Annotated in this window: 13 protein-coding genes and 1 pseudogene; 8 read left to right on the forward strand and 6 right to left on the reverse strand. The window is 48.9% G+C overall.

The features are described 5' to 3' along the window. Nucleotides 1–240: 240 nt before the first annotated feature. Nucleotides 241–483 carry a hypothetical protein gene (locus tag VIN66_RS02705; protein ID WP_331922555.1) on the reverse strand — a complete coding sequence of 81 codons (243 nt, stop codon included), beginning with the start codon at nucleotides 481–483 and terminating at the stop codon, nucleotides 241–243. A gap of 290 nt (nucleotides 484–773) precedes the next feature. On the opposite strand from VIN66_RS02705, the gene VIN66_RS02710 reads away from it, so the two are divergent. The 5 genes from VIN66_RS02710 (at nucleotide 774) to VIN66_RS02730 (ending at nucleotide 4193) form a co-directional block, all read left to right on the forward strand. Continuing rightward, a complete protein-coding gene (locus VIN66_RS02710; protein WP_331922556.1) occupies nucleotides 774–1619 on the forward strand; it encodes an acyl-CoA thioester hydrolase/BAAT C-terminal domain-containing protein in 846 nt (281 codons plus the stop codon). Between the two features lie 16 nt (nucleotides 1620–1635). Continuing rightward, complete coding sequence (locus VIN66_RS02715; protein WP_331922557.1) at nucleotides 1636–2721, forward strand: alpha/beta hydrolase; 1086 nt, start codon at nucleotides 1636–1638, stop codon at nucleotides 2719–2721. A gap of 159 nt (nucleotides 2722–2880) precedes the next feature. Then, complete coding sequence (locus VIN66_RS02720; protein ID WP_331922558.1) at nucleotides 2881–3159, forward strand: type II toxin-antitoxin system RelE/ParE family toxin; 279 nt, start codon at nucleotides 2881–2883, stop codon at nucleotides 3157–3159. Continuing rightward, complete coding sequence (locus tag VIN66_RS02725; protein WP_331922559.1) at nucleotides 3159–3446, forward strand: HigA family addiction module antitoxin; 288 nt, start codon at nucleotides 3159–3161, stop codon at nucleotides 3444–3446. Before VIN66_RS02720 ends, VIN66_RS02725 begins: the two co-directional genes overlap by 1 nt. Before the next feature lie 291 nt (nucleotides 3447–3737). Then, nucleotides 3738–4193: an RDD family protein gene (locus VIN66_RS02730; protein ID WP_331922560.1), complete on the forward strand. Its 456-nt coding sequence runs from the start codon at nucleotides 3738–3740 to the stop codon at nucleotides 4191–4193. Nucleotides 4194–4436: 243 nt separating this feature from the next. Here the strand turns inward: VIN66_RS02730 and VIN66_RS02735 are convergent, their stop codons facing one another. Further along, complete coding sequence (locus VIN66_RS02735) at nucleotides 4437–5297, reverse strand: AbiJ-NTD4 domain-containing protein (RefSeq protein WP_331922561.1); 861 nt, start codon at nucleotides 5295–5297, stop codon at nucleotides 4437–4439. Between the two features lie 192 nt (nucleotides 5298–5489). On the opposite strand from VIN66_RS02735, the pseudogene VIN66_RS02740 reads away from it, so the two are divergent. Beyond that, a pseudogene (locus tag VIN66_RS02740) lies at nucleotides 5490–5599 on the forward strand (transposase); the annotation flags it as partial. Nucleotides 5600–5717: 118 nt separating this feature from the next. Here VIN66_RS02740 and VIN66_RS18815 read toward each other — a convergent pair. Both VIN66_RS18815 and VIN66_RS02745 read right to left on the reverse strand, forming a co-directional pair. Continuing rightward, nucleotides 5718–5834: a TolC family protein gene (locus tag VIN66_RS18815; protein WP_414709854.1), complete on the reverse strand. Its 117-nt coding sequence runs from the start codon at nucleotides 5832–5834 to the stop codon at nucleotides 5718–5720. A gap of 15 nt (nucleotides 5835–5849) precedes the next feature. Next, entirely contained in the window at nucleotides 5850–6329 is a 480-nt protein-coding gene (locus VIN66_RS02745) for a hypothetical protein (protein WP_331922562.1), read from the reverse strand. 246 nt (nucleotides 6330–6575) lie between these two features. Between VIN66_RS02745 and VIN66_RS02750 the strand changes: the two genes are divergently transcribed. Both VIN66_RS02750 and VIN66_RS02755 read left to right on the forward strand, forming a co-directional pair. Beyond that, nucleotides 6576–7031, forward strand: coding sequence for a hypothetical protein (locus VIN66_RS02750; RefSeq protein WP_331922563.1), 456 nt, complete (start codon nucleotides 6576–6578; stop codon nucleotides 7029–7031). Further along, the gene (locus VIN66_RS02755) at nucleotides 7028–7243 is read left to right on the forward strand and encodes a hypothetical protein (RefSeq protein WP_331922564.1); all 216 of its coding nucleotides are present in this window, start codon (nucleotides 7028–7030) and stop codon (nucleotides 7241–7243) included. The genes VIN66_RS02750 and VIN66_RS02755 overlap by 4 nt, the downstream gene beginning before the upstream one ends. Nucleotides 7244–7294: 51 nt before the next feature. On the opposite strand, the gene VIN66_RS02760 is transcribed toward VIN66_RS02755, so the two are convergent. Both VIN66_RS02760 and VIN66_RS02765 read right to left on the reverse strand, forming a co-directional pair. Continuing rightward, nucleotides 7295–8677: a TolC family protein gene (locus tag VIN66_RS02760; protein ID WP_331922565.1), complete on the reverse strand. Its 1383-nt coding sequence runs from the start codon at nucleotides 8675–8677 to the stop codon at nucleotides 7295–7297. Beyond that, the coding region (locus VIN66_RS02765) for an efflux RND transporter permease subunit (RefSeq protein ID WP_331922566.1) at nucleotides 8670–10664 on the reverse strand (1995 nt) is incomplete at its 5' end. The genes VIN66_RS02760 and VIN66_RS02765, both read right to left, overlap by 8 nt.

Raw genomic sequence — 10664 nt, forward strand, 5'->3', positions numbered from 1 at the left:
CTTAGACAATATACCAACAGGCAGATATATACTCAGGGTGTGGCATAAAACCCTGCTTACTGCCGATGCTGTGCCCAGCGTGCCGCTGCAGCTGAATGCAACTACTCCGCTGCAGCAAATAACGTTACACTAACCGGCTAGCCAACCGCGTACAGCACAATAAGGCGAACGGGCTTGATCTGCTACACCCAGAGCTGCGAAAAAACTTCTGCAAAAATGTAAAATTTCTATACCAACAACTCAGGCTTTTGCACTGACATTCACCAGATTATCCCGCGGCCGCTCGGGTTTGCGCCCCAGCGTATGGTTCCATTCCATCCGAACATCCGGATTCGCCAGCGTCCAGCATTCACCGGTGGAATTTAAGAAACATACCCACATTAGATGCTGCTCCGGACCATAATCTATCACCCCATGCGCCAGGGCAGACTCATTTTTAGCAGGAATAAATAGCGGCAAAGGCGGGTTAAGCTGAGTAAACATAAGTGCTCCGTTGGTCAGTTCTTCACTCTGAAAGCAGAACACTGCATATCTCAGACCACTTATCAGACATGGTGTTGTTGCAAGCAGCGGGACAAACCAAAAAACCGGCACTTTCGCCACTTTTTGGTCAAAGCCAAAACGGGTATTTTTTTCAACAGCGCCACAGCCCCCGTGTTTTCGGGGGTTGGCTTGTTGGCGCAATAATTGCCTGATTAATATGGACTAATCCGTAATAAAACTGCCTGATAACGCTAAGCAGTTATCAACCCTTTACCGAGGTAAGAAAAAGCATGCTAAAAAATATTCTTAAAGCCACCTTAGTAAGCGCCCTGCTAATCAGCGCCGGCGTAAACGCCAGCACGACACCATTAAACGCCGAACAACACGGTTTTGTCGGCCATTATCACCCTGCCACATCAACTGAGCCGCAGGTGGCAGTGCTGGTACTCGGTGGCGCTGAAGGTGGCTTACCAAAGCAGTTGGCACAACCTGTTATCGATGCGGGCTACCCGACACTGGCACTGGCGTACTTTAATGCCGATGGCTTACCAGCCGAGCTGGAGAACATTCCGCTGGAGTACTTTGCTAAGGCCAAAACCTGGCTGCAAAGCCAGCCGAATGTTAAGCAAGATCAGCTAATGATTGTCGGCTGGTCTAAGGGGGCGGAGCTGGCGCTACTGTTAGCGTCAAAGGACGAGCAGGTTTCTAAAGTCGTCGCGATAGCGCCAAGCTCAGTCGTGTGGGCCGGCATTTTAAAAGACTGGACCAAAGTGCCGGCTTCAAGCTGGACCGAGCAAGGCCAGCAGCTAACCCATGTGCCATTTAACCCATCCGGCCCGGTAGAGGGTTTACGCGATTTATACAGCCAGTCACTCGCCAACCGGGTAGATGGCGGTAAAGCCGATATCGCCGTGACCAATATCAAAGGCAAAGTGGTGTTACTGTCAGGCGAAAACGATGAAATATGGCCAGCACCGCAAATGGCCAAAGAGGTTTGCGAAAAGATAAACGCCAAGCACGAAAACCAGTGCGCGCATTTATATTACAAAGGTTTAGGCCACTTACTGGATAAGAAGTTTTTAGATAAAAACGATGCCCTGCATCAAACCTTTATCAATAAGCTTCAGGCTAACTAATCAGCGGGGGGTTCAAATGAAATACCTGATATTAATCTGTTTGACACTGTCTTGCGCCAGCGTAAATGCCACTACCTGCCCGGATACCTCAGCGTACGATAAAGCGCGCGAAGTCATTGCAGATCTTGGCAAAATTACTACGCCCAATGGCGTGCAGGACGCTTTTACGCTTGAAGTCAACGGTACCGTGCAAGCGGTAAATGTCAGAGGTAAAGACCGAAATAATCCGATCCTGCTGTTTGTGCATGGCGGCCCGGCAAGCCCGCTGACACCCGGCATGTGGCAGTTCCAGCGGCCGCTGGAAGACTATTTCACCGTTGTAAACTGGGATCAGCGCGGCGCCGGCAAAACCTACTTGCTAAATGATTTAGATACGCTGAAACAACATATGACTATCGACGACTTTGTCGCAGATACCATTGCCATTGCTCAGCAGGTAACGCAGCGCTACGGCAAAGAAAAAGTCATTCTGATGGGGCATAGCTGGGGCACTATAGTCGGCATGCAGGCAGCGCTGAAACGGCCGCAGTTATTTTATGCTTATGTCGGTGTCGGCCAGGTGATTAATACCCGCGAAAACGAGCGCTTAAGTTTCGATTACGCGCAGCAACAGGCCAAACAGCACAACAACACCGAAGCAATTGCTGAGCTGGCCGAACTGGCACCTTACCCCGGTGACCAACCACTCACCCGTGATCGGATAGTGGGGGCGCGCAAGTGGGCACAATACTATGGCGGTCTTAGCGCCTACCGCACAGAGTCTGGCTACTTTTACCGCGCCGCCAGGCTATCGCCGGAATATAACGCCGAGCAGGTTTGTTCCATCAATAAAGGCAGTATGTTCAGCCTGGAACTGTTACTGGAAGAATTTCTGGCCGTCGATTACAGCGGTGTAAAACAGTTCCCAATACCTGTAGTAATGCTGATGGGCCGGCATGACTACACCACGCCCTCTGCACCAACGGCGGCCTGGTTGCAGCAGGTAAAGGCACCACAGAAACACGGCATTTGGTTTGAACACTCTGCTCATATGTTACTGTGGGAAGAGCCGGGCCGGTTTGTGGTAGAACTGGTTAATGTCGTCAGGCCAATGGCACAGTAACTGGTGTGATTAGCATCAACGCCCTGGTCGCCACCCACTACTGGGCGCATATTAGCAATTTACCGGTCGACTTCAGCGCCGGCCGGCAGCCGTGTTGCGGCATGCGCACCATCCTGCTATGCTGCGTATAACGCAACACCCGATAAAGCTAGAGACTTTATGATTAAAAGCTTTAAGCACAAAGGGTTAAAGAAATACTTTGAAACTGGCTCTACTGCCGGTATTGACCCAAAGCAGGCCAAAAAGTTGAGCAACCGGCTTGTCGTGCTGGACTTAGCCAAGGAGATTAACGATATCGATCTGCCAGGCTTTTTTCTGCACCCGCTAACCGGAGATCGTAAAGGCCAATGGTCAATAACGGTAACAGGCAATTGGCGTATTACGTTTGAGCTGAACAACGGCGATGTGTACATCGTAAATTACGAGGATTATCACTAATGGCCACTATGCATAACCCACCACATCCGGGCGAGCTGATTAAAGAAACCATGGAAGCACTGGATGTCAGCGCCCGTAAATTGGCTTTGGCTTTAGATGTCGCGCCCTCTACCGTACAACGGCTGATAAGCGGTAAATCTGACATTTCACCAGAAATGGCGATTCGTCTGGCAGCGGTTATCGGTAGTTCAGAGCGTGTCTGGATGGGTATGCAGGATACTTATGATCTGTGGCATGCCAGGCAGAAAATTGATACTTCAAAATTGCAGCGATTATGCCCAGCTTAGCTGATAAATGCTCGTGATTCAGAGAGCAAAAATCAATGACACTGACCCTATTGATTCAGCAGCAAAACATACCAAAAAATCTGTTTAAACGGATTTTTTGGTGTCTTGTGCGACGATAAAACCACTCTGTCCCCATAACCCATTGTACGTATGATAAAACCGATGTAATGTCATACACATCAAATTTACAAAGACGGCCTTTTGCGACCTAAACCTCAAGCAATGAGCGCCGTCGCGCACTAAATTTGTGCCGTTAAGTCCCTGTAAAATCAGTAATGGAGTATCAGATTAATGGAAAATCAAGAATACGCAGGTTTTTGGATCCGTGTTGGCGCAGTCCTGATTGATATGGTTGTAATGTTAATTGTGTTCGGGCTTCCGCTAACGCTAATTTATGGCGAGACATACTGGACTGCAGATCAGATGTATCATGGCTTCTGGGACTTGTTTTTTAGCTATATTCTGCCTTTTGCTGCCACGATTTGGTTCTGGCTGCGGTTTTTCGGCACTCCTGGGAAAATGGCATTGCGGCTGAAAATAGTCGATGCAAACACCGGCAACAAGCTGTCTTTAGGTCAGGCTGTTGGCAGATACTTCGCCTATATTGTTGCGGCCATTCCGCTATTGTTGGGCTATATCTGGATAGGTATAGACAAGCGCAAGCAAGGGTTTCACGACAAGTTGGCTGGTACTGTCGTTATTCGTCAACTGGATAAAGAACCGGTTAACTTTAACAAAGATGCCTGATAACGCAGTTAACTTAGCGTTTATCAGTAATTGGCAGCCTGGGTAGCGTTCCGGCTGTCAGTTATGATGGTGTCTGACAGCATAAAACAGAGCCAGAGTTTATTTTCTCGAAAAATGCTCCGGCCCCATTATCACATTTTCAAGAGCGGGTTATTTTCAGCCATCACTATATTAAACAGCTCATGTTAACCCGCTCTAAACAATGACTGTAGACCGACTCTGTGACTGCCTCTATCGCGACTTTTAATCAGCGTTCACAGCAATTATATAGTTGATAAATGCCGAGCAGGATATAAGCATAAATCTAGCATCAGCACTGGATAAATTACTTTCTTCTAGAAGAGCGTGGCGTATTCCATCTGCATCGTTTGTATAGCCATAGATTGCATTGTATGCTGTTTTCAATGCAGGATGAATTGCTCCCCGTTTCTCAAGTACCTTTAAAGCATCACCTAATGTAGATTTATCATGTCCACTTATTTTTCTACATAAGCTTTCTACTGCTGAAATAGACTCTTTTATTGAATTTCTATAATCTGGGTTTACTCGGTCTGAAAGCAAGTCCAATGCAGTCGTTAAATGCTTTTTCACACCGTAGTAAGGTGTTGAATTGCTGATAGCATCTTCAATTTCTTGTATTTCGTCTTTCGAACTAATCTCCGTAATGACACCATCAACAAAGCGGTAAGCTGCATTCTCTCTTTCTAAGAAAGAGTTACTTGCTTTAATGAATAATTCTTTTTGTCGGCCAGCGAGATACCCCGAAACAAACTCTATAAAATCATACACTTCATACCAATGAGCTTTGAAGAAGAACTCCCTAATTTCCGAAAGTACACCATTTACGTCAGAATAGTATCGTGGCATTTCGTCGGTTGGCTTTTTGAAAAATAGTATCCATATTGCGAGGATTAGATCTTGCAGGTTGCTACCTAATACAAAATCGGTGCGCTCACCGTAAATACCACTGTCTGTTCTCTTGAAAGTTGTCCAGATGAAAGAGGTCAACGCGTTCCATAGAGAATTAGTTAACTCCTGATCAATGGAGTCTTTCTGAAGCAATTTTTTTGGAGGAGTGATCCCAATCCGTTGTGAGAATTTCAATGTAGTATCCAGCTCAATTAAGTCGAATTAGCGATTGTTTTTGTAACCGGCCATTTCTGGCCTGTTCCATCTTAAATAAATCACATGCTTTTAGCTACGGTTGCACGAAGAGCAGAGCGTCAGACATCCAGAAGACTGCGCATTCCAACTCTTCAGCTGGCTACTTACATTAGAGCCCCGACAAATGTTTGCGTGTCAGAGTTGATAGGAGTGTTAAAAGGAAGAACAGCAATTAGACTATTCAACAAATTCCGTATCTTCGTAAGAAAAAGCTATGGGGTAATCACTTTTGGCTGCGGGGGTTGCAACGCAAAACCACCTCCTAAGGAGGTGGTTTTTTACTTCTAACGAACCCTAAATCAACTGTATCCCTCCACCAAAACTGCGGTAGATGCTGACTAGTCGGGTAAAGCTTTGCTGTTACAGTTGCGCCAGCTGGTCGCGGGCGCGTAGCAGTTCGCGCTCGGCGTCGAGTAAGTCTAAAAACTCAGCGCTTCCTACGTTATAACGTTCGCGAGCAATTTGACAGGAATAAATAAAAGACCGTTAAATTTACAGGAAAGCGGCTCCGCCTCCACGTACTGATCGCCCAGATGCAATAAGCTCGCATACCTGTTCTGTCGTAGTTGCTTGGCTATGCACAAAAATCAGGCTTGCCCCTCTGGATACTCTCGATACCACCTGCGGATCATCGCAAGCAATATAACCTGCTTGCCGTAATTGTTGTTGTAATATCAAGGGGATCACATAAGCCAATAACAGAGTTGCTATAAACCAGCCAATAACCAGTTGGTTGCTCCACCTGATAACAAAATGCTGTTTGTTTCTACGCCCGACAAACTGTATCAAACTCAATAGCCAGAATACCGACATCAGCAGCAAATAGCTGATACCGGTATCTACTGGGATGACTGACCACTGCTCAGCCAGCCCAGAAGTTACAGCTATAATGTCATTGACAACATAAGCCACTGCCAACACAGCAATCAGGTTAAATAGCAGAAAAACTCTCTGCGCAACTATCGGAGACATTAATAACCTCTGATCCCATGGCAACAACAAAATAAGTACTTGCTCAATTACGGATTAACTCTAAGAGTTTGCATTTTACGGTTTGCTTCATAGGTTGATACCTCATATTTCACGCTGCCCCATTAGTCTTTCCTATCACCTTTAACTTGGATTATCACACCAATTCTTGCTTTCGCCGATTAAAAAACATAAATTAATTACTTTAATTTAACCTTTAAATCACATCGAGAACAAGGAGTCAGGGCCATGGAACAACAATCTGTTTTAAAAGATGTTTTTATCTCAATGGGTGAACTGGAACGCTATTTCGATGGTGCGGTGCCAGTGAATCTGTGGCGTGGTCTTAACATTAAGAAAAATACCGCCCTATTTGACCTGATCGAATCCCCCTTTAAAATGTCGAACGGCAGAGTGCGTAAACCGGATATCACTATTGAAAACGGCTGGGTCAAAGTTAAACACTGGCCGCGCGGCATCTCCACTTTTGACAAACCGGGTGTGCCAAAAGGTAAAGATTGGGTGCATTACGTGATACCTGCGGGAACCCCTTTGCCACATGGACTGGCAATTGTTAAAGACTCTTACAACGAAACCTTTATGGCCACGCACTACACTATTGCTCCAGCTTACGATATGCCTATAGCAACATTCAGAAATCTGCTAAGGTCTTTCGCAGCTCAAATTGAAAGGATCGCGAAATGATTGAAATTTCAAATGCCGCAGCACCTTTGCTAGTACAAGCACTGCGTGATGCGGTAAGGCATAACGAGCAACTGCTTACCAGTGAGACTTTACGTGATCGTGCTGATTACGAAGAGTATCTGGTTGAAGTGAGCCAGCTTTATGCTGAAGTTAAAGCACAGTACAAACGTATTGAAGCCGATATTGGCATACCGCTGGATGAAATAGTTTAGAGCGAAAAGAACAAAGCCGGGCATGCCCGGCTTTGTTCATTCAAACCAACCCTAAATCAACTGTATCCCACCACCAAAACTGCGGTAGATGCTGACTAGCCGGGTAAAGCTTTGCTGTTGCAGCTGCGCCAGTTGATCACGGGCGCGCAGTAGCTCGCGCTCGGCGTCGAGTAAGTCTAAAAACTCACCGCTGCCTGCGTTGTAACGCTCGCGGGCAATTTGCACCGCTTTGTTACTGGCCTGCCATTGCAATTCTGTACTCAGTTGCTGCTCGCGGCTGAGGTTATAGCTGCTAAGCGATAGCTGCATTTCGTTCAGCGCGTTAAACACCTGCTGCTCGAAATTGGCCAGTGCCATTTGGCTGCTGGCTTCGGCCTGGCGGATACGGGCTTTAACAGAGCCTAAATCGGCAGCCTGCCAGCTAAGTGCCGGCGCCACTGACCAGCTTTGCGTATCGCTGCCAAGCGTTAAGCCCGGGCCGGACATAAAGCCCAGGAAACCACGTACCGACAGGTTTGGATACAAATCGGCTGTAGCCACACCAATTTCAGCGGTGCGGGCTGCCAGCAGGCGTTCGCTGGCTGCGACATCGGCGCGGTAACGCAGGTAGTTTTCACCTTCGGCTATCGCCACCGGTTGTTTCAGCTCGGGCAAATGCGGTACTGCCCCCAGCTTTAACTGGCCGGGCTTTTGCGCCAGCAGTGCTGATAACGTCGCATCGGCGGTTAACAGCGCCACCCGGTACGCCGGCACTGCGGCATGTACCTGGTGTAACTGGGCATCAATTTGCGCCAGCTCCAGCTCAGAGGCCATGCCTGCATCCAGCCTTGCCAGTACGATGGCACGGCTTTGCTGCAGGTTTTGCAGGTTTTGCTCTGCTACCACCAGCCGAAGCTGGGCACCACGGTATTCACCATAATTGGTGGCAACCTGGCTGATTAGCTGTACCTGGGCGTCGTGCCACAGAATATCAGCCTGCTCAGCCTGAGCTTGGGCTGCCTCTGTCGCGCGGCGGATTTTACCAAACAGATCCAGGTCCCAGCTTAGTGTGGCGCCGGTACTGTAACCGCGGGTGATCACGCCATCATCTGCCGGTGACACTGTGCCGTTCTCGCTGGCCTGGTAGCCAGCGTCCAGCGTGCCTTTGGGCAGAAAGTCGTTGTTAGCATCGCGAAACACCGCATAAGCCCGGTCAACGTTGGCACGGGCCTGTGCCAGGGTGCGGTTTTCCTGCAATGCGCGTTCAATCAGCTTGTTTAACGCTACATCATCAAACGCCTGCCACCAGCTTTGCGCCAGTTCGGCCTGCTGATAGGGCGCCTCGATACTGATATCGGCTACCTTCACCGGTGTCTGATAATCAGGGCCAACGGCACAGGCGCTTAATGACGCTACCAGTATGGCGATGGCCGATATTTTCATTGGCTTACGCATGAGAGCCCTCCGCGCTGTTTATTGCTGCTTTATCTGCTGCCGGTGCGCTAATTTGTTGCTGCACTTTGGCATCGCCTCGCTTAGCCAGCATGTAGTAAAACAGCGGTGTTAAAATTAAACCAAATACCGTTACGCCAATCATGCCGGCGAACACGGCCACGCCCATCGCCTGACGCATTTCGGCACCGGCACCGCTGGAGAACACCATTGGCACCACCCCCATGATAAAGGCGATAGACGTCATCAGGATTGGCCGTAACCGTAAGCGGCCGGCTTCCAGTATCGCTTCCATCGCGGTCATGCCATGGTCTTGCAGTTCTTTGGCAAACTCGACAATCAGAATGGCGTTCTTCGTTGCCAGGCCCACCAGCACTATCAGACCAATCTGGGTGAAAATGTTATTGTCACCACCGTAAATCAGCACGCCACTCAGCGCAGATAACAGCGTCATCGGGATGATCAGAATGATCGCCAGCGGTAAGCTTAAGCTTTCGTACTGTGCGGCCAGCACCATAAACACCAGCAGGATCACCAGCGGGTAGATAAACATGCCAGCGTTACCAGCCAGAATTTGCTGATAGGTCAGTTCTGTCCACTCATAAGTCATGCCGTTTGGCAGGGTTTCAGCCAGAATTTTCTCAATCGCGGCCTGAGCTTCACCCGTGCTGTAACCTGGTGCCGGGCCACCGTTAATCTCAGCGGTGGTAAAGCCGTTGTAGTGCATTACCCGGTCCGGCCCTGCGGTATTGGTTACGTTAATAAACGAACCCAGTGGGATCATCTCGCCGGCGGCATTACGTACTTTTAACTGGCCAATTTGCTCTGGCGTCTGGCGGAACTGCTCATCGGCCTGCATATTAACCTGATAAGTACGGCCAAACTGGTTGAAGTCATTGACATACACCGAGCCCATATACGCCTGCAGTGTTTGAAATACTTCATCCATCGCCACGCCCTGTTGCTTGGCTTTGGTGCGGTCAAAGTCCAGATCCAGCTGCGGTACGTTCACCTGATAGCTGGAGAAAATGCCAGCCAGCTCAGGCGTTTGCCAGGCTTTCATCATCACTTCCATCGTCACTTTGTACAGCTCTTCATAACCGTGGTTACCGCGGTCCTGAATTTGCAGCCTGAAACCACCAATGGTGCCCAGGCCCTGTACCGGTGGCGGCGGGAAGATAGCGATAAAGGCATCTTCAATACCGGCAAACTTCTGGTTCAGCGCCGCAGCAATGGCATTACCGGATAACTCGGCCGAGCCACGCTGGTCAAAACCGTCTAAGCCGACAAACACAATGCCGCTGTTCGGGCTGTTGGTAAAACCGTTAATGCTCAGGCCCGGGAAGGCAATAGAGTTCGCCACGCCAGGGTGCGCCAGCGCAATGGCCGACATTTCTTTGATTACCGCATCAGTGCGCTCCAGTGATGACGCATCCGGTAACTGGGCAAATGCTACTAAGTACTGCTTATCCTGCCCCGGTACATAACCGGTTGGCGTAGTGGCAAACTGCAGCCCGGTTAACCCCACCAGCGCGACATACATCACACCGACAATGGCGCCGTAGCGAATGACTTTTTTCACCAGATAGCCATAGCCTTCTGATAAACGGGCAAAGAAGCGGTTAAAGGGGCCAAATAACCAGCCGCCAAACAGCTTATCCATACCGCGTGTCAGGGCATCTTTTTTCTCGCCATGGCCTTTTAACAACAGCGCCGACAGCGCCGGGCTTAGCGTTAACGAGTTAATGGCCGAGATCAAGGTTGAAATCGTAATGGTTAAAGCAAACTGCTTATAAAACTGCCCGGTTAAGCCCGACATAAAGGCGGTAGGAATAAACACCGCAGCCAGCACCAGCGTAGTAGCGACAATCGGGCCTGTTACTTCTTTCATCGCTTTTTGCGTTGCTGCTATCGGCGATAAGCCTTCACTGATATTACGTTCAACGTTCTCCACCACCACGATGGCGTCATCAACCACAATACCGATAGC

This window comes from Rheinheimera sp. (assembly GCF_036568245.1).
Classification (GTDB): Bacteria; Pseudomonadota; Gammaproteobacteria; order Enterobacterales; family Alteromonadaceae; genus Alishewanella.

Excerpts from the sequence above, each read along its gene's own strand:
- VIN66_RS02705 (WP_331922555.1), bottom strand. The coding sequence starts at position 483 with ATGTTTACTCAGCTTAACCCGCCTTTGCCGCTATTTATTCCTGCTAAA.
- VIN66_RS02710 (WP_331922556.1), top strand. The coding sequence starts at position 774 with ATGCTAAAAAATATTCTTAAAGCCACCTTAGTAAGCGCCCTGCTAATC.
- VIN66_RS02715 (WP_331922557.1), top strand. The coding sequence starts at position 1,636 with ATGAAATACCTGATATTAATCTGTTTGACACTGTCTTGCGCCAGCGTA.
- VIN66_RS02720 (WP_331922558.1), top strand. The coding sequence starts at position 2,881 with ATGATTAAAAGCTTTAAGCACAAAGGGTTAAAGAAATACTTTGAAACT.
- VIN66_RS02725 (WP_331922559.1), top strand. The coding sequence starts at position 3,159 with ATGGCCACTATGCATAACCCACCACATCCGGGCGAGCTGATTAAAGAA.
- VIN66_RS02730 (WP_331922560.1), top strand. The coding sequence starts at position 3,738 with ATGGAAAATCAAGAATACGCAGGTTTTTGGATCCGTGTTGGCGCAGTC.
- VIN66_RS02745 (WP_331922562.1), bottom strand. The coding sequence starts at position 6,329 with ATGTCTCCGATAGTTGCGCAGAGAGTTTTTCTGCTATTTAACCTGATT.
- VIN66_RS02750 (WP_331922563.1), top strand. The coding sequence starts at position 6,576 with ATGGAACAACAATCTGTTTTAAAAGATGTTTTTATCTCAATGGGTGAA.
- VIN66_RS02755 (WP_331922564.1), top strand. The coding sequence starts at position 7,028 with ATGATTGAAATTTCAAATGCCGCAGCACCTTTGCTAGTACAAGCACTG.
- VIN66_RS02760 (WP_331922565.1), bottom strand. The coding sequence starts at position 8,677 with ATGCGTAAGCCAATGAAAATATCGGCCATCGCCATACTGGTAGCGTCA.